17 protein-coding genes are annotated in these 16,603 nt (G+C 60.0%); 5 read left to right on the top strand and 12 right to left on the bottom strand.

Going from position 1 to position 16,603, the window contains the following annotated elements; translation table 11 throughout:
- Nucleotides 1–46: 46 nt before the first annotated feature.
- A complete protein-coding gene (locus VY732_RS08570) occupies nt 47–1,234 on the bottom strand; it encodes an MFS transporter (RefSeq protein WP_116032299.1) in 1,188 nt (395 codons plus the stop codon).
- Nucleotides 1,235–1,325: 91 nt separating this feature from the next.
- Between VY732_RS08570 and VY732_RS08565 the strand changes: the two genes are divergently transcribed.
- Nucleotides 1,326–1,868 carry a TetR/AcrR family transcriptional regulator gene (locus tag VY732_RS08565; protein WP_123592717.1) on the top strand — a complete coding sequence of 181 codons (543 nt, stop codon included), beginning with the start codon at nt 1,326–1,328 and terminating at the stop codon, nt 1,866–1,868.
- Nucleotides 1,869–2,090: 222 nt separating this feature from the next.
- Nucleotides 2,091–5,561, top strand: coding sequence for a hybrid sensor histidine kinase/response regulator (locus tag VY732_RS08560; RefSeq protein WP_331695182.1), 3,471 nt, complete (start codon nt 2,091–2,093; stop codon nt 5,559–5,561).
- 99 nt (nt 5,562–5,660) lie between these two features.
- Here the strand turns inward: VY732_RS08560 and rmuC are convergent, their stop codons facing one another.
- From rmuC to VY732_RS08545, 3 genes are all read right to left on the bottom strand, one after another.
- A complete protein-coding gene (rmuC, locus tag VY732_RS08555; protein WP_187677502.1) occupies nt 5,661–7,025 on the bottom strand; it encodes a DNA recombination protein RmuC in 1,365 nt (454 codons plus the stop codon).
- A gap of 175 nt (nt 7,026–7,200) precedes the next feature.
- Nucleotides 7,201–7,524: a sel1 repeat family protein gene (locus VY732_RS08550; protein WP_137219695.1), complete on the bottom strand. Its 324-nt coding sequence runs from the start codon at nt 7,522–7,524 to the stop codon at nt 7,201–7,203.
- Nucleotides 7,525–7,890: 366 nt separating this feature from the next.
- A complete protein-coding gene (locus VY732_RS08545) occupies nt 7,891–8,280 on the bottom strand; it encodes a hypothetical protein (protein ID WP_331695181.1) in 390 nt (129 codons plus the stop codon).
- Between the two features lie 207 nt (nt 8,281–8,487).
- On the opposite strand from VY732_RS08545, the gene VY732_RS08540 reads away from it, so the two are divergent.
- The 3 genes from VY732_RS08540 to VY732_RS08530 all read left to right on the top strand — a co-directional run bounded on the left by VY732_RS08540 (nt 8,488) and on the right by VY732_RS08530 (nt 10,887).
- Nucleotides 8,488–8,712: a hypothetical protein gene (locus tag VY732_RS08540; protein ID WP_331695180.1), complete on the top strand. Its 225-nt coding sequence runs from the start codon at nt 8,488–8,490 to the stop codon at nt 8,710–8,712.
- Between the two features lie 274 nt (nt 8,713–8,986).
- Nucleotides 8,987–9,469 carry a hypothetical protein gene (locus VY732_RS08535; RefSeq protein WP_034156219.1) on the top strand — a complete coding sequence of 161 codons (483 nt, stop codon included), beginning with the start codon at nt 8,987–8,989 and terminating at the stop codon, nt 9,467–9,469.
- 146 nt (nt 9,470–9,615) lie between these two features.
- Nucleotides 9,616–10,887 (top strand): OmpP1/FadL family transporter, encoded by a 1,272-nt coding sequence (locus VY732_RS08530; RefSeq protein ID WP_077571735.1) that lies wholly within the window; start codon nt 9,616–9,618, stop codon nt 10,885–10,887.
- Nucleotides 10,888–11,086: 199 nt separating this feature from the next.
- Here the strand turns inward: VY732_RS08530 and VY732_RS08525 are convergent, their stop codons facing one another.
- The 8 genes from VY732_RS08525 to cobU form a co-directional block, all read right to left on the bottom strand.
- Nucleotides 11,087–11,647, bottom strand: a complete 561-nt coding sequence (locus VY732_RS08525) for a glutathione peroxidase (RefSeq protein WP_331695179.1) — start codon at nt 11,645–11,647, stop codon at nt 11,087–11,089.
- 54 nt (nt 11,648–11,701) lie between these two features.
- Nucleotides 11,702–11,824: a hypothetical protein gene (locus tag VY732_RS08520; protein ID WP_256587114.1), complete on the bottom strand. Its 123-nt coding sequence runs from the start codon at nt 11,822–11,824 to the stop codon at nt 11,702–11,704.
- The gene (locus tag VY732_RS08515; RefSeq protein ID WP_077571733.1) at nt 11,821–13,029 is read right to left on the bottom strand and encodes an MFS transporter; all 1,209 of its coding nucleotides are present in this window, start codon (nt 13,027–13,029) and stop codon (nt 11,821–11,823) included. The genes VY732_RS08520 and VY732_RS08515 overlap by 4 nt, the downstream gene beginning before the upstream one ends.
- A 53-nt stretch (nt 13,030–13,082) precedes the next feature.
- Nucleotides 13,083–13,487: a MarR family winged helix-turn-helix transcriptional regulator gene (locus VY732_RS08510; RefSeq protein ID WP_007919794.1), complete on the bottom strand. Its 405-nt coding sequence runs from the start codon at nt 13,485–13,487 to the stop codon at nt 13,083–13,085.
- Between the two features lie 174 nt (nt 13,488–13,661).
- The gene (locus VY732_RS08505; RefSeq protein WP_331695178.1) at nt 13,662–14,393 is read right to left on the bottom strand and encodes an adenosylcobinamide-GDP ribazoletransferase; all 732 of its coding nucleotides are present in this window, start codon (nt 14,391–14,393) and stop codon (nt 13,662–13,664) included.
- A gap of 1 nt (nt 14,394) precedes the next feature.
- Nucleotides 14,395–14,970 carry an alpha-ribazole phosphatase family protein gene (gene cobC / locus VY732_RS08500; RefSeq protein WP_331695177.1) on the bottom strand — a complete coding sequence of 192 codons (576 nt, stop codon included), beginning with the start codon at nt 14,968–14,970 and terminating at the stop codon, nt 14,395–14,397.
- Complete coding sequence (cobT, locus tag VY732_RS08495; RefSeq protein ID WP_331695176.1) at nt 14,967–16,022, bottom strand: nicotinate-nucleotide--dimethylbenzimidazole phosphoribosyltransferase; 1,056 nt, start codon at nt 16,020–16,022, stop codon at nt 14,967–14,969. The genes cobC and cobT overlap by 4 nt, the downstream gene beginning before the upstream one ends.
- Nucleotides 16,019–16,540 (bottom strand): bifunctional adenosylcobinamide kinase/adenosylcobinamide-phosphate guanylyltransferase, encoded by a 522-nt coding sequence (cobU, locus tag VY732_RS08490; RefSeq protein ID WP_331695175.1) that lies wholly within the window; start codon nt 16,538–16,540, stop codon nt 16,019–16,021. The genes cobT and cobU overlap by 4 nt, the downstream gene beginning before the upstream one ends.
- Between the last annotated feature and the right edge of the window lie 63 nt (nt 16,541–16,603).

The raw sequence follows: 16,603 nt of genomic DNA, 5'->3' as shown, positions 1-16,603 counted from the left end.
GATCCGTGAGAAGAAGGCTGGCCAAGGCTAACCGAAACCGCAGCGATTATGGAGCGCGGCACACTTTGGCCGGCGCAGGACGCAGGCTAAGCAACAACGCGCCGACAGCCAGCACAATCAACACCGCACCGTAACCATCGGTGGTCGCCAGCAAACCGTAGCTGCGCGACAAGTGCCCGGCGAGCAACGCCGGCAAGCAGAACGCCAGATAACTGAGCACGTAATAGGCCGCCATCAATCCCGCGCGCTCATGGGCCAAGGCCAGCGGCACCAGGCTGCGTACGGCACCGAGAAATCCCGAACCAAAGCCGCAACCGGCCACCAGCGTGCCAAGGAAAAACAACGCCAGGCTGGCGCTGTGCACCCCCAGCAGAATCAACACCAGGCCGATCGGCAACAGGCTCGCGCCCAACTGCAATGCCCTTGTCGCGGGACGATTGCGCAGCGTGAAAATCATCAATGCACCGGTCACCGTCAGGGCAGCCACGGTTGCGCCGCCGATCAGATTGGAAGTCGAACCGGTGGCGGTGCGCACCAGCGATGGCGCGAGGGAGGCGTAGAAACCACCGAGCGCCCAGGTTGCCGTATTCAGCGGCAACACGCGCCACAACGTTGAACGTGCCTGCACCGGCACATGCAAAGTCGGCCGTAACGATGCCCACGCTCCGGCTTGCGGCGTAACGCTTTCCGGCAGACGCCAAACGTATAACGCCTGCAATACAAACAGCGCCAGCAGCAGCCAGTAAGTCAGTTGCAACGGCGCGGGGGCGAACTCGGCCAGCAATCCGCAGCCCATGCCACCCAGCGCCATGCCCAGCAACGGCGCGACACTGTTGATCAGCGGTCCTTGCTGGCGATCGGTGTCCAGCAACGTGGCACTTAAAACAGCGGTGGCCATGCCAGTAGCGAAGCCTTGCAGTACGCGTGCTGCGATCAACCCACTGACGCTGTCGGCATAAATGAACAGCAACATCGCCAACGCGTTGAGCAGCACCGAAGTGAAGATCACCGGTTTGCGCCCGAGGTGATCCGACAGCGAACCGACGGTCAGTAGCGCCGCCAGCAGACTCAGGGCGTAGACCCCGAAAATCAGGGTCAGCACCGTTGCCGAGAAATGCAGTTGATCCTGATACAAGTGATACAGCGGCGTCGGCGCAGTGGAAGCGGCGAGAAAACTGAGTAAGGTGATCGCCAGAAACCACAGATTCGAACGATGTGAAACAGCGCTATTCATGTGCACACTCCGCAAAAGCTAATTTTTTGCTTTTGCGGAGTGTGCTACTGCTCAACGCTTAAAGCAAATTCTTTGTGTTAAGGTCTGCCGCATGGCTATTAAAGAAGGTTTACGCCCCGGCGGTCGCAGCGCCCGGGTACAAGAGTCGATTCATTCGGCAGTCCATGCGCTTCTGCAAGAACAGGAGCGTTCGACCGTGACCGTCCCGCAAATCGCAGCACGCGCCGGGGTGACGCCATCGACGATCTATCGACGCTGGGGTGATCTTTCGGCGTTATTGGCCGACGTCGCCCTCGCCCGCATGCGCCCCGACAGCGAGCCGGCGCAAACCGGCAGTTTGCGCAGTGATATTCGCGCGTGGGCCGAGCAGTATCTCGATGAGATGAGCTCCGAACCTGGGCGCAACATGATGCGCGACGTGCAGGCGAGCGCTACGCCGGGGTATTGCGTGACGATCATTGGTGCGCAATTGCAGACGATCATCGAGCGGCATCCCGATGAGGCGGCGCCGAGTGTTGATCGGTTGATCAATCTGGTGGTCGCGCCGGTGGTGTTTCGGATTCTGTTTTCGGCGGCGGCGCTGGAAGTGGAAGAATTGCATTATCTGATCGATATCGCGCTGCGGCTGGACTGACGCCATCGCGAGCAGGCTCACTCCTACAGGGGAATGCATTTCAAATGTAGGCCTTCGCCTGCTCGCGATGGGGCCTCAAGAGTCACCACCAAAACCACCCGGTTCCGCCCCTGCGACACCCCGCCACGCCACGACCTTGGTCGACACTGACTAACCGCCCCGCGCATGCGAGACTGTCCGCCCGGGCAGGAGTGCCGGGGAGTCTTTTGTCGGGAGTGTTGCATGTCGCTGTCCACCGGGCTGATCGCCGCCGTCGCCCTGGCCTATATGGCCATCATGTTCGCCATCGCCTTCTACGGCGACCGCCGCAGCGCGCCGTTGCCGCCGCGCATGCGTGCCTGGGTGTACAGCCTGTCGCTGGCGGTTTACTGCACCAGTTGGACGTTCTTCGGCGCAGTCGGTCAGGCGGCCGAACAACTGTGGTCATTCCTGCCGATTTACCTCGGGCCGATCCTGCTGTTGGTGGGCGCGCCGTGGGTCCTGCAGAAAATGGTGATGATCAGCAAACAGGAGAACATCACCTCCATCGCTGACTTCATCGCTGCACGCTACGGAAAATCGCAATCGCTGGCGGTGGTCGTGGCGCTGATCTGTCTGGTCGGCGTCCTCCCCTACATTGCCCTGCAACTCAAAGGCATCGTCCTCGGCGTAAACCTGTTGATCGGTGCCGGTGCCGACGCCATGGGCACTCGCGCCCAGGACACCGCGCTGATCGTGTCGCTGGTGCTGGCGCTGTTCACCATCGTTTTCGGTACGCGCAACCTCGACGCCACCGAGCACCACCGGGGCATGGTGCTGGCGATTGCCTTTGAGTCGCTGGTCAAACTGTTCGCGTTTCTCGCCGTCGGCGCCTTCGTCACCTATGGCCTGTATGACGGTTTCGATGACCTGTTCAACCAGGCCATGCTCGCCCCGCGCCTCGAGGAATACTGGAAAGAAACCATTAACTGGCCGTCGATGGTGGTACAAACCGGCGTGGCGATGATGGCGATCATCTGCCTGCCCCGGCAATTTCACGTCACCGTGGTGGAGAACATCGATCCGCAGGATCTACGTCTGGCCAAATGGGTGTTTCCCGCTTATCTCGCTTTGGCAGCGCTGTTTGTAGTCCCGATCGCCTTGGCCGGTCAGATGCTGCTGCCCAGCGACGTGCTGCCCGACTCTTTCGTGATCAGCCTGCCACTGGCGCAGGCGCATCCGGCGCTGGCGATGCTGGCGTTTATTGGCGGCGCGTCAGCGGCCACGGGCATGGTGATTGTTGCCAGCGTGGCGTTGTCGACCATGGTTTCCAACGACATGCTGTTGCCGTGGTTGCTGCGCCGCAATAACGCCGAGCGCCCGTTCGAAGTGTTCCGCCAGTGGATGCTGTCGGTGCGGCGCGTGAGCATCGTGGTGATTCTGTTGCTGGCGTACGTCAGCTATCGCCTGCTCGGCTCGACCGCGAGTCTGGCGACCATCGGCCAGATCGCCTTCGCTGCGGTGACCCAACTGGCGCCAGCGATGCTCGGCGCGCTGTACTGGAAACAGGCCAACCGCCGCGGTGTTTTCGCCGGTTTGGCGGCGGGTACATTCCTCTGGTTCTACACGTTGATCCTGCCGATTGCCGCGCACAGCCTTGGCTGGTCGCTAAGCAGTTTTCCGGGGCTGGCGTGGTTGCACAGTAATCCGCTGAACCTGCCGATTACCCCGCTGACCCAAGGTGTGGTGCTGTCGCTGGCGGGTAACTTCACGCTGTTTGCCTGGGTATCGGTGCTGTCGCGTACGCGGGTGTCTGAGCATTGGCAGGCCGGGCGCTTCATCGGGCAGGAGATCAGCGCACGGCCAAGTGCGCGGTCGATGCTGGCGGTGCAGATCGACGACTTGCTGCAACTGGCCGCGCGTTTTGTCGGTGAGGAACGTGCGCGCCAGAGCTTCATTCGCTTCGCCTATCGCCAGGGCAAAGGCTTCAACCCGAACCAGAATGCCGACGGCGAATGGATCGCCCATACCGAGCGCTTGCTGGCCGGTGTGCTTGGCGCTTCTTCGACACGTGCTGTAGTAAAAGCCGCCATCGAAGGTCGGGAAATGCAACTGGAGGATGTAGTCCGCATCGCCGACGAAGCCTCGGAAGTGCTGCAGTTCAACCGCGCCCTGCTGCAAGGGGCGATCGAGAACATTACCCAAGGCATCAGCGTGGTCGACCAGTCGTTGAAACTGGTGGCGTGGAACCGGCGTTATCTGGAACTGTTCAACTACCCCGACGGTTTGATCAGTGTCGGCCGACCGATTGCCGACATTATTCGCTACAACGCCGAGCGCGGTTTGTGCGGCCCCGGCGAAGCAGAGGTCCACGTTGCCCGCCGTCTGCACTGGATGCGTCAGGGCCGCGCGCATACGTCTGAGCGGCTGTTCCCCAACGGCCGAGTGATCGAGTTGATCGGCAATCCGATGCCGGGCGGCGGCTTCGTCATGAGTTTCACCGACATCACCGCGTTCCGCGAAGCCGAACAAGCGCTGACCGAGGCCAACGAAGGGCTGGAGCAACGCGTCAGCGAACGCACCCAGGAACTGTCGCAACTCAACGTCGCACTGACCGAAGCCAAGGGCACTGCCGAGGCGGCCAACCAGTCGAAAACCCGCTTCCTCGCGGCAGTCAGCCATGACTTGATGCAGCCGCTGAACGCCGCTCGACTGTTCTCCGCCGCCCTCTCCCACCAGGACGACGGTTTGAGCAGCGAGGCGCAGAAACTGGTGCAACACCTCGACAGTTCGCTGCGCTCAGCCGAGGACTTGATCAGCGATCTGCTGGATATTTCCCGCTTGGAAAACGGCAAGATCAATCCGGATCGCAAGCCGTTCGCCGTCAATGAGTTGTTCGACATTCTCGGTGCCGAGTTCAAGGCGCTGGCCCAGGAACAAGGTTTGACCTTCCGTGTGCGCGGCAGTCATTTGCGCATCGACAGCGACATCAAATTACTGCGACGGATACTGCAGAACTTCCTTACTAACGCCTTCCGTTACGCCAAAGGCCCGGTGCTGCTGGGTGTGCGTCGGCGTGGCGGCGAACTGTGCCTGGAAGTGTGGGATCGCGGGCCGGGTATTCCGGAAGATAAACAACAGGTGATTTTCGAGGAGTTCAAGCGCCTCGACAGCCATCAGACCCGCGCCGAAAAAGGCCTCGGGCTGGGTTTGGCAATTGCCGATGGTTTGTGCCGTGTACTCGGGCATACCTTGCGTGTGCGTTCGTGGCCGGGGCGCGGCAGTGTGTTCAGCGTCAGCGTGCCGCTGGCTCGCTCACAAGCCATGCCGGCGAGCGCCGCCGTTGAATTGAATGGCAAATTGCTGAGCGGCGCGCAGGTGCTGTGCATCGACAATGAAGACAGCATTCTGATCGGCATGAACAGCCTGCTGAGCCGCTGGGGTTGCCAGGTGTGGACGGCGCGCAACCGTGAGGAATGCGCGGCGCTGCTGAGTGACGGCGTGCGACCGCAACTGGCGTTGGTCGACTATCACCTCGACCACGGCGATACCGGCACCGAGTTGATGGCGTGGTTGCGCACCACGTTGGGCGAGCCGGTGCCGGGGGTGGTGATCAGTGCTGACGGGCGACCGGAGATGGTTGCGCAGGTGCATGCGGCGGGGCTGGATTATCTGCCGAAACCGGTGAAGCCGGCGGCGTTGCGGGCGTTGTTGAGTCGGTATTTGCCGCTGTAAAGATGTGTGTACTGCAGCGGCCTCTTCGCGAGCAGGCTCGCTCCCACCTTTGGAATGCATTTCACTGTGGGAGCGAGCCTGCTCGCGAAGCTTTTCGGGTTATTCAGGGAGTTCGACGAGACCATCGACATCGGTCATCGCCCGCTCCAGCAAGTCCGCTGGCAAACTCTTGCTCGCCCGAGCACCGAGCAACTTGAGCTGTTCACTGCGACTGACCAGATTACCGCGCCCCTCTGTCAGCTTGTTGCGCGCAGAACTGTAGGCTTTATCCAGCTGTTGCAGTCGATTGCCAACCTCGTCGAGATCCTGAATAAACAGCACGAACTTGTCGTACAGCCACCCGGCGCGCTCGGCGATTTCCCGAGCATTCTGACTCTGGCGCTCCTGCTTCCACAGACTGTCGATCACCCGCAAAGTCGCCAGCAATGTCGTCGGGCTGACGATGACGATGTTGCGGTCGAAGGCTTCCTGGAACAGGCTCGGTTCGGCTTGCAACGCCGCCGAAAACGCCGCTTCGATTGGCACGAACAGCAAAACGAAATCAAGGCTGTGCAAGCCTTCCAGACGTTTGTAGTCCTTGCCGGCCAGGCCTTTGACATGATTGCGCAACGACAGCACGTGCTGCTTGATTGCGATCTGCCCGAGAGTGTCGTCGTCGGCAGCCACGTATTGCTGATACGCGGTGAGGCTCACCTTGGAATCCACCACCACTTGCTTGTCGCCCGGCAGGTAAATGATCACATCAGGCTGGAAGCGCTCGCCATCCGGGCCTTTGAGATTGACCTGAGTCTGGTACTCGCGGCCCTTCTCCAGACCGGCGTGTTCGAGCACCCGTTCGAGAATCAGCTCACCCCAGTTGCCTTGGGTTTTCTGGCCTTTGAGGGCACGGGTGAGGTTGGTGGCTTCGTCGCTCAGACGCAGGTTGAGCGCCTGCAAGCGCTCCAGCTCCTTGGCCAGCGAGAAACGCTCGCGGGCCTCGGCCTGATAACTTTCTTCGACACGTTTTTCGAAGGACTGAATACGTTCCTTGAGCGGGTCGAGCAACTGACCGAGGCGTTGCTGGCTGGTCTCGGCAAAGCGCTGCTCGCGCTCATCGAAGATCTTCCCGGCCAGCTCGGCAAACTGCGCGCGCAGTTCATCGCGCGAGCCTTGCAAGTCGTCGAGGCGTTGCTGGTGGCTTTCCTGTTGCTCGCGCAGTTCGGCGTTCAGTGAAGCAGCCTGTGCGTCGAGGCGGCGCAGTTCAGCTTCCTTGTTGGCGCGTTCGAGGTTCCAGGCGTGGGAAGCATCGCGGGCGTCGTCGCGTTCGATCTGCAGCAGTTCGACTTCCCGGCGCAGAGCGGCCAGATCAGCCTGCTTGGCGGCATTGGCCTGGCCGAGATCGGCAACTTCATCGCGGCTGGCGTCGAGCTGCGCGTTAAGCCCATCCTGCGCCAGTTGGGCCATGGCCAGCCGCTCTTCGAGCAGGGCGACCTCAGCCTGGCCGTTGCTCGCCCGGCGTTGCAGTTGCCAGGCCAATGCCAGCAGTGGCAATCCCGCCCCCGCAAGCCCCAGCAATACGCTGGTCAAGTCCATCGCCATAGCCATTCCCGCCGATCTTATAAAGCCTGAAGGTTAACCAAGGTGTCAGGTCTTGGACAGCTCAGTCTTCGAGCAGACCGAGTTCCTGTTGCGCGCGACGGTCGCCGGCGCGGGCGGCCTGGCGCAGCAGATCCTGACCGATGCGACGGTCCCGTGCGTTACCGCACTCGCGGCACATCAATTGGCCGAGGCGGCTTTGCGCGACCACCACGCCATCACGCGCCGGTTGTTTGAGCAGGCGACCAGCGAGGTGTTTGGCGTTGTGACTGTCGCTCAGACGCGGGCTGTCGAGCAGCCACTCTGCAACGCGAACGGAAAAGCGCTTGGGCGGGGTAACAGGAAGAGTTTGTGAGGTAACAGAGTCTGATACTGAGCGAAACTTCATAAAGCACTGTGGGACGAATCGGAAGGCGCGCCACTCTACTCTCTTTTTCTTACAGGTAAAGTCGAAAAACAACCCGGCACGCCCGTCCTAGAGCAAGCGCTCGGGACAATCCACAGAAGCTGTGGATAACTCAGTGGACAACCGTCCTCCAACCCTCGCAAAGCCTTATGGAATGGGGCTCGCAGTCAAACTGACGATTTTTTCACCAACAAAAAAAAGCGATGTTTTTCATTGACTTAAACTTTCGATGCAGGCAGCCACTGGAGTCAGGAATGATGTGACAGCGCTGTTACAGCCTGCGCAACTAATGTGCACAAGTACCTGTTACCCGGTTATATCGATGCGCTTTTTCGGTTCGGTTTATGGTCAGGCTTGGGGATAAGCCGGTCTATCGCGCGGCTTGATGAAGACATCTTCACCGACCGACGGTGGAAAAATGCGCCAATTGCGGGCAATTGAGCAAGCACGCAAAGCGGGCTCAATCTCTGGCTGCAATCTTTTTCTCCACGAGGTTTGCTTTACCCGTTTCGATCCGTTAGTATCCGCGGCGTTAGTACCAAGCTGAAAGTCAATTCCGGTCGAACACATCCCCACGGTCAGCCTTCTACCAAGAAGCCCTACCGAAAAAAGCGGGAACGACCCCTCGATGGTTTCCAGGTAAATCTTGCGGCGACACTGCCTTCGAATGATGCGAAGGGTGTTGCGAAGACCACTTACTCTGACCGAACCAACCTGCAAATTGATCAGGATCTTCACCCCGGGCCCAGAACCTTTGCCCTTGATGTGTTGCCTGCCCTCCTAAGTACCTACCTGCCAGCCCAAGCGCGCCAACTTAATTGCGCTTCAAACTGGCTGCTTTGTTCCAGTCGGGTTCTTCGTTCGACCAATGGTGGTCGACGTTACTGGAACGTTTTAACGTTGCACGGTTCTTATCCGTGTCATTTGTAGGAACACCTAATAACTATGTCTGCTCAAATCCATACTCAGGATGCCATTCGCACCCTAACCAACGCTTTTGCACCAATGAACTGCCTGATCATGGCCGCTCGCAAAGGCTGCTTCAGCTTCACACTGGTCAACGAACACGGTATCGCCCGCCACAGCGAGCGTCTGTACCCCGATCAATACTCCAGCGCTGAACCGCTGCAGGCCGTGATCGATCGTACCCGTCAGGCATTGATTGCCTGAGAGCCGAAAAGGCTGCAAAAGCAAAAGCCTCGCACAAAATGCGGGGCTTTTTATTGCCCGATGTTTCACTTTTAGCCGTTGGCGCTTAAGTACCAACGGATATAACGGTTATAACTCGAAGCCGGAAATATTTTAAAAACAGGCCTTTACGTCGCGAATATGACACTACACTTCAACTCAAGCGGCGTGATCCGCTTGCGGCGAGCCTGAACCGATCCACAGCTGCCAAGCCCCCCTTCAGGACTCGCCATTAATAACAAGAACCGAGGGTTTTATGGGTATCGCTGCCAGCGAACTGTGCCGCTACGTGATCCGTCCTACGTTGATCTATCTGGGACGCCACAGCGCGACTGCCGAATCTCTGCTGCTGGGCATCGCCGCCAGTCAGTCAGCCCTGGGTTCCGCCCTGCATGACCGCCGTGGCCACGGCCTCTACCGCATTGCCGAGCATCGCCATCAAGCCCTTTGGGATGATTACCTGGCACTCGATCCCGAACGTGCCAGCCTGGTTCGCGGCCTCGCCAGCCAGCATGCGTTCCTGACCGGTCCGCACCTGGAACTGACGGTCAATCTGCGTTACGCCACGGCCATTGCCTGGCTGCTGGTGGAAGAACAAAACCCCACCCTCCCCGATTGCAACGATTTGCTGGGAATGGCGCGTATCTGGCGCCAGACCTTTCAACCCCAAGGTCGCCTGCGCGACTTCACTTACGCTTGGCACACCTGTGTTTCAACGGTGAATCAGGTCGCTTGCTGACCGACCGGTTTCAGAAGATCGCCCAACAGGACGCGATTCTGGTCGGATTGTCCTACAAAACCGCTCTAACTCAAGGCATACGGACTATAGCGCTGGGACGAAAATGTTGGTAATTTTCGCCCCGGTGATCACCAGGAGTTCTAATAATGAAAAAAGTCATGCTCAAAACCACCCTTAGCCTCGCCGTTACCATGGCATCCACCCAGATCTTCGCAGCTGGCTTTGCCATCAACGAACACAGTATCAGCGGGATGGGCACCGGTTACGCTGGGCGATCTTCTTCTGCCGACGATGCAAGCACTGTTTATGGCAACCCTGCCGGCATGTCGCGCCTCAAGCGCGAACAAGTGACTGGCGGTGTTGCATTCCTCGATGCAAAAACCGATATCAGCGACGCCAGCTCCAGCCCTAACGGCGGCAGCAACAAAGGCGACATGGTGCCCTTCACCTCCGTACCTATGGGCTTCTACGTCAAACCGATCGATGATCATTGGGCATTCGGTCTCGGCGTTTACGTGCCGTTCGGCCTGATTACCGACTACGAAAACAACTTTGCCGGCCGTTATTTCGGCAGCAAGTCTGAAGTTCAGGTCATCACTTTCCAGCCAACCGTCAGCTACGCTTTCAACGACAAGGTGTCGATCGGTTTTGGTCCGACCATCAACCGCATCGACGGCACGCTGGAATCCAACCTGTCGATCACTCAGGCCGCGCCGGATGGCAAGGTCAAGATCAAGGGTGACGACACCGCGCTGGGCTACAACATCGGCGTGCTGGTACAAGCCACTGACACCACTCGCCTGGGTCTGACTTACCACTCGAAAGTCGACTACAAGCTCGAAGGCAACACCAAGGTCAACTACGGTGTACTGGGTGCAATCGGTCTGGGCGCCAACCAGAAGTACGATGCTTCGCTGAAGATCACCACGCCTGAATCCGTCGACTTCTCGGTCACCCAGGCGATCAACGATCGCTGGAACGTGTATGCCGGTTCGACCTGGACCCGCTGGAGCCAGCTGGAAAAAATCACCGTCAAGAACTCCGGTGTGCAGCCGCTGCTGGCCGGTCAATTCGGTGAAATCACCGAAGACCAGAACTGGCACGACTCCTGGGCTTATGCCTTGGGTACTTCGTACCAGCTGAACAAGGAATGGGTACTGCGTACCGGTCTGACCTTCGACCAGTCGCCGACCAACAACGTCGATCGTTCGCCACGCATTCCTACCGGTGACCGGACCATCTTCAGCATCGGTGCCGGCTGGAGCCCGACCGAAGACCTGACTATCGATGTCGCTTACTCGTACCTGAAAGAAGAGTCGGTGAAGATCCGCAACGAAAACGATCGTGGCCAGAGCTACGACGCCAAGTATGAAAACTCGGCAAACGGTTTCGGTGTCGGCGCTACTTATCGCTTCTGATGCTGTGTGGCGAGGCTAATCCCTCACCCACAAAAAGCCCCGCTCTCTTTGCAGAGGCGGGGCTTTTTAATGCCTGAAATTTGTGCGACCTGTAGGACCTGTCGAGTGCAACGAGGCTGCGATCTTTTGATCTTGTTTTTTCAAATCAAAAGATCGCAGCGTGCCGCAGCTCCTACAAAATCATCGCCGGCCTTCGGATTCAAGGTTTCAGCGGTTTCGAGGCAATAGCCTTTTCAATCGCAGCGATAAATTCCGGATCATCAGGCTTGGTCAGGCTGGAAAAATTGGCGATCACCTTGCCCTGGCGATCGACTACGTATTTGTAGAAATTCCACTTCGGTGCGCTGCTCTGTGCCGCCAGCACCTGAAACAGATGCGTAGCGTCATCACCACGAACCTTTTGCGGCTCGGTCATGTTGAACGTCACGCCGTAGTTGGCGTAGCAGACCTTGGCAGTCTCGGCGCTGTCCTTGGACTCCTGCTTGAAGTCATTGGAAGGCACGCCGAGCATTTGCAGCCCTTGACCTTCGTAGCGCTTATGCAGCGCCTCCAAGCCTTCGAACTGCGGCGCGAAACCGCAGAAGCTCGCGGTATTGACCACCACCAACGGCCTGTCGGCGTACTGCTTGCACAGATCGATGGATTCCTTGGCTCGCAGCTTGGGCAGCGAGCCTTGCAGCAATTCGGGACAGTCAGCGGCCTGAGCCAGTCCAGTCAACGCCATCAGCAACGCGGGAACAGCACACCAGCGAATCAGCATGTCGAACATCCTTGAGCAGTCGTCAGAGTTTGACGTTACTCGCCATGCTTGTTTCTAGCAAATGCTCATGCCCAACTGCATCAACGCCAGTCCGCCCTGATGCCAGCCCCACCACACCAGCGCCAGCAATGCGGCGCCAAGTGCGGCGATGACGATACGTGGCCAGAGTCGGCTCATGCGGCGCTCGCTGCGGCTTGCAGACGTGCGACCGGCCGTTCGCGCACCGGCCAGTTCAGCGCGGCCGCCAGCAGGCTCAAAAGTATCGCCACTTGCCAGATCAAGTCATAACTCCCGGTTCGGTCATACACCACCCCGCCCAGCCAGCCGCCGAGGAACGAACCCAGCTGATGGAACAGAAACACGATGCCACCGAGCATGGACAGGTTTCGCACGCCGAACAAGGTCGCCACCGTACCGTTGGTCAACGGCACCGTCGACAGCCACAGGAAACCCATCGCCATGCCGAACAGGTACGCCGAGGTAGTCGTCACCGGCAGCCACAGAAACAGCACGATCACCACCGCACGCAACAAGTACAACGCTGTCAGCAGACGCGGTTTGGACATACGCCCGCCGAGCCAACCGGCGGTGTAGGTGCCGAAGATATTGAACAATCCGATCAACGCCAGCACCGTCGTACCAACGCTGGCTGGCAGATGCTGATCGACCAGGTACGCAGGCAGGTGCACGCCGATGAACACCACCTGAAAACCGCAGACGAAAAAGCCGAATGCCAATAACCAGAAACCCGAATGCGAGCAGGCTTCGCGCAGCGCTTCGGACAGCGTCTGTTCATGGCCAAGCACCGGCAACGGCTTGTCCTTGAGCATGCTCACCAGCGGCACGATCAGCGCCACCAACAGGCCCAGCACCAGCAAGGCGGCCGACCAGCCAAGCCAGCCGATCAGACCCAGCGTGCCCGGCAACATGGCGAACTGGCCGAAAGAACCGGCGGCACTGGCAATGCCCATGCCCATGCTGCGTTTCTCTGGCGGCACGGCACGTCCCACGACACCGAGGATGACCGAGAACGAAGTGCCCGAAAGGCCGATACCGATCAGCAGACCGGCACTCAGTGACAGCGTCACCGCCGAATCAGACAGCCCCATGCACACCAGACCCACCGCGTAGAGCACCCCACCGATGAGCACCACTTTTGCCGCGCCGAAGCGGTCAGCCAATGCGCCGGTAAACGGTTGCGCCAAGCCCCAGATCAGGTTCTGCAGAGCAATGGCAAAGGCGAACACCTCACGCCCCCAACCGAACTGCGCGCTCATCGGTGACAGGAACAAGCCGAAACCGTGCCGCACGCCCAATGACAACGCGAGAATCAGCGCACTCCCGACCAACACCCAACCGCACGTACGCCACATCGATGTCATTGTTATTCTCCGCTTGCGGGTATATACCCGCTTGAGTTTGGAAAAAACCGGCCTCAGGCCAGTTCATCCAGCAATCTGAGCAAGGTTTCACGCTTCTCGGCACCCAGTCGGTCGATCAACCGCTGCTGTGCCGCTTCCCAGGCCGGCAGTGCCGCTGCCAGGCGTTGCACGCCAGTCTCGGTGAGTTTGACGATGCGGTTACGCATGTCCTCGCCCTCGGCCAGCGCCACCAGCCCCTCGCCTTCCAGCACCCGCAAGTTGCGCCCGAGGGTGCTGCGATCCAGCCCCATGGCTTCGGCGAGTTCCGAGATGCTCGGTTGATCCAGGCGCTGCAGGTTGCACAGCAGAGAATACTGGGCAACGTTGATCCCGAAGCCGTCGAGAGCGCCGTCGTAATGCCTGCTGACGCCACGAGCGGCGCGACGCAGGTTGGTGCACAAACACTGAGAAGGAAGCATGATGCGTGTATATACCCGCGACTGTGTTAAATCAAGTTACAGATGAGTTTACCCATAACATTTGTGGCGCCTGACACACCGCTATCGCGAGCAGGCTCACTCCTACAGGGGAACGCGGCCAACTGTAGGAGTGAGCCTGCTCGCGATGAGGCCGGCATGACCAGTAGAAATCCATCAGAGCAAAACCAATCCAACCAACACCACCATCTCCAGCAATTCCAGCAACGCCCCCGCCGTATCACCGGTCGTCCCGCCCAACCGCCGCATCATCACCTGCCGCAGCCAGACAAACACACCGACAGCGATCAGCAACGCGACAACCGCGCTAAAACCGGCGATCAGCAAGCAGCCCAGCGCACTTGCGCCCAACACCCACCACCCGGCCTTGCGCGGCAAATGATCCGCCAACGCCTGCCCCAACCCGCCCGCACGCACATACGGCGTGGTCAGAAACAACCCGAGCAACGCCGCCCGTCCGAGCAATGGCACGATGATCAACGCCTGCCCATGCCCCTGCTCGATCAACGCCAGCAACGCAGCAAATTTGAGCAACAACAGCAACACCAGCGTGACCACCGCAATCGGCCCGCTGCGCGGATCTTTCATGATCGTCAGCGTGCGCTCGCGATCACCAAAACCGCCGAGCCAGGCATCGGCGCTGTCGGCCAGACCATCAAGGTGAAGCGCACCGCTGAGCAGCACCCAAACCGTCAACAGCAATGCCGCATGCAGAAACAACGGCGCGCCGCTCAAGGCGAGATTCAGCGCCCACAGGATCACCCCGAACAGCAGCCCCACCAACGGATAAAACAGCAGAGACCGCCCCAGTTGCTCCGGCTCAGGCATCCCCGGCAAACGAATCGGCAGGCTGCTGAGAAATTGCAGGGCGATCCACAGCGGCAACATGTCAGCAACCTTCCTTGAGTGAACCGTCAGCCTCGATCGTCAGCGCAAACAACGCGCCGTGAGCGACCTCGACATTGAGCAGCTGTTCGCGCGGCAACCCTCGCGCTTGCGCCAACAACAAACGCATCACGCCGCCATGACTGATCAGCAACACCCGCTCACCGGCGTAAGCACTGTGCAGGCGCGCAACGGCCGCCAGCACTCGAGAAGAAAACTCGCTGACCGGCTCACCCTGCGGCGGCGTAAACGAATACGGATCGGCCCAGAACAACCCCAAGTCCTCGGCATCGGTCTCCATCAACGCTGCCGCACTCTGCCCTTCCCACGCGCCGAAATGCAGTTCCTGCAGATCCTTGTCCAGACGCACTGACAGGTTCAGTTGCTCACCCAGCTCTGCGGCAAACCGCGCGCAACGCTGCAACGGCGAACTGACGATCCGATCCCACGGCCCGCCCTCGACCACGGCCAAACGCATCTGCGCCCAGCCCTTTTCGGTCAGCGCATCGTCGAGGCTGCCGCGCAAACCACCGCCGAGCTCAGTCTCACCATGGCGCAGCAGATCCAGATGCAAGGTCATGCCGGACGATCCGCCACCGCTGCTTCGGCGAATGTTGCCATCTGCCCGTGCAGATCACAGGCCAGACGCAACAATGGCACCGCCAGCGCCGCGCCACTGCCCTCGCCCAGACGCAAACCGAGTTCCAGCAACGGCTCGGCAGCGAGGGTTTCCAGCACATGACGATGGCCCGGCTCGGCACCGCGATGACCGAACAACAACCACTCGCGGCAAGCCGGATTCAAACGCACCGCAACCAGCGCCGCGACCGTGCAGATAAAACCGTCGACCAGCACCGCAACGCCTTCTTGAGCCGCCGCCAGATACGCACCGACCAGTGCGGCGATTTCAAAACCGCCCAGATTGAACAGGGTCTGCAAGACATCGCCACGCTGCGCTGCATGCAATGCCAGCGCGCGCTCAATCACTTGTGCTTTATGACTGACACCTTCGGCATTCAGCCCGGTGCCGGGACCGGTCAGATGCGCCACCGGGCAATCGAGCAAGGCGCAGGCCAGCGCACTGGCTGCCGTGGTGTTGCCAATGCCCATTTCGCCACCGATGAACAACTGCGTGCCCGCCGCTTTCGCTCGCAGCAGACTGTCGCGACCGGCCTGCAAGGCGAGTTCGCCCTGGGCCTGAGTCATCGCCGCACCCTGAGCGAAGTTCGCCGTACCCGCGCCAATGTTCAAATGACGCACACCCGGCAGGTTCAGCGCGGGATTCACCGTGCCCAGATCGACCACTTCCAACTGCGCGCCGAGCTGACGCGCCAGCACGCTGATCGCCGCGCCGCCACTGACAAAGTTGAGCAGCATCTGCCCGGTGACTTCCTGCGGGAACGCCGAAACCCCTTCTGCAACCACGCCGTGATCACCGGCAAAAATCGCGATCCACACTTGCGAGAGTGTCGGTTTGACCTGGCCTTGCAGGCCGGCCAGTTGCACGGCCACCGACTCGAGACAACCGAGGGAACCGGCCGGTTTGGTCAATTGCTGCTGCCGCGCCGCCGCTTGTGCAACGACGTTGAGATCGACCGCTTTGCACGGGTTCAGCCACCAGGTTTGAGTCATAACGCAGGTCCTTTCAGAGTCAGGGGCAGGCCGGCGACGGTCAGGACAACACGCTGACAACGCTCGGCCAGAGCTTGATGCAGCCAACCGGCTTCATCGACGTAGCGGCGAGTCAATTCGCCCAGCGGCACGACACCCATTCCGGTCTCGTTGCTGACAAAAATGATTTCACCCGGCAAAGACGCCAGGCATTCGAGCAAGGCCTCGCGCTCGGCAGCGAGGCGTTCGGCGTCATCGAGCATCAGCAGATTGGTCAGCCACAGGGTCAGGCAATCGACCAGCAGGCAACGCTCGGCGCTGGCGCTTTCGCGCAGGACGCGGGCCAGTTCCAAGGGTTCTTCAATGAGTGCCCATTCGACGGGACGGCGGGCGCGGTGATGGGCGACGCGGTCGCTCATCTCGCCATCGAGGGGTTGGCTGGTGGCGATGTAGGTGACCGAGAGGCTGCTGTCGCTGGCGAGTTTTTCTGCCAGGCGACTTTTGCCGGAGCGGGCGCCGCCGAGGATCAGTTGGAGCATGGGTTCATCCAGGAAAATTCAAGTGAGGCAAGCGCCGCTTTCGCGAGCAGGCTCGCTCCCACA

The organism is Pseudomonas sp. ZY71, from assembly GCF_036542145.1.
Lineage (GTDB): Bacteria > Pseudomonadota > Gammaproteobacteria > Pseudomonadales > Pseudomonadaceae > Aquipseudomonas > Aquipseudomonas koreensis_A.
This window is presented reverse-complemented; position numbering and strand designations above follow the sequence as displayed.

Coding starts and splice junctions, on each gene's coding strand:
- VY732_RS08570 (WP_116032299.1), bottom strand. CDS start 1,234: ATGAATAGCGCTGTTTCACATCGTTCGAATCTGTGGTTTCTGGCGATC.
- VY732_RS08565 (WP_123592717.1), top strand. CDS start 1,326: ATGGCTATTAAAGAAGGTTTACGCCCCGGCGGTCGCAGCGCCCGGGTA.
- VY732_RS08560 (WP_331695182.1), top strand. CDS start 2,091: ATGTCGCTGTCCACCGGGCTGATCGCCGCCGTCGCCCTGGCCTATATG.
- VY732_RS08550 (WP_137219695.1), bottom strand. CDS start 7,524: ATGAAGTTTCGCTCAGTATCAGACTCTGTTACCTCACAAACTCTTCCT.
- VY732_RS08540 (WP_331695180.1), top strand. CDS start 8,488: ATGTCTGCTCAAATCCATACTCAGGATGCCATTCGCACCCTAACCAAC.
- VY732_RS08535 (WP_034156219.1), top strand. CDS start 8,987: ATGGGTATCGCTGCCAGCGAACTGTGCCGCTACGTGATCCGTCCTACG.
- VY732_RS08530 (WP_077571735.1), top strand. CDS start 9,616: ATGAAAAAAGTCATGCTCAAAACCACCCTTAGCCTCGCCGTTACCATG.
- VY732_RS08525 (WP_331695179.1), bottom strand. CDS start 11,647: ATGCTGATTCGCTGGTGTGCTGTTCCCGCGTTGCTGATGGCGTTGACT.
- VY732_RS08520 (WP_256587114.1), bottom strand. CDS start 11,824: ATGAGCCGACTCTGGCCACGTATCGTCATCGCCGCACTTGGCGCCGCA.
- VY732_RS08515 (WP_077571733.1), bottom strand. CDS start 13,029: ATGACATCGATGTGGCGTACGTGCGGTTGGGTGTTGGTCGGGAGTGCG.
- VY732_RS08510 (WP_007919794.1), bottom strand. CDS start 13,487: ATGCTTCCTTCTCAGTGTTTGTGCACCAACCTGCGTCGCGCCGCTCGT.
- VY732_RS08505 (WP_331695178.1), bottom strand. CDS start 14,393: ATGTTGCCGCTGTGGATCGCCCTGCAATTTCTCAGCAGCCTGCCGATT.
- cobC (WP_331695177.1), bottom strand. CDS start 14,970: ATGACCTTGCATCTGGATCTGCTGCGCCATGGTGAGACTGAGCTCGGC.
- cobT (WP_331695176.1), bottom strand. CDS start 16,022: ATGACTCAAACCTGGTGGCTGAACCCGTGCAAAGCGGTCGATCTCAAC.
- cobU (WP_331695175.1), bottom strand. CDS start 16,540: ATGCTCCAACTGATCCTCGGCGGCGCCCGCTCCGGCAAAAGTCGCCTG.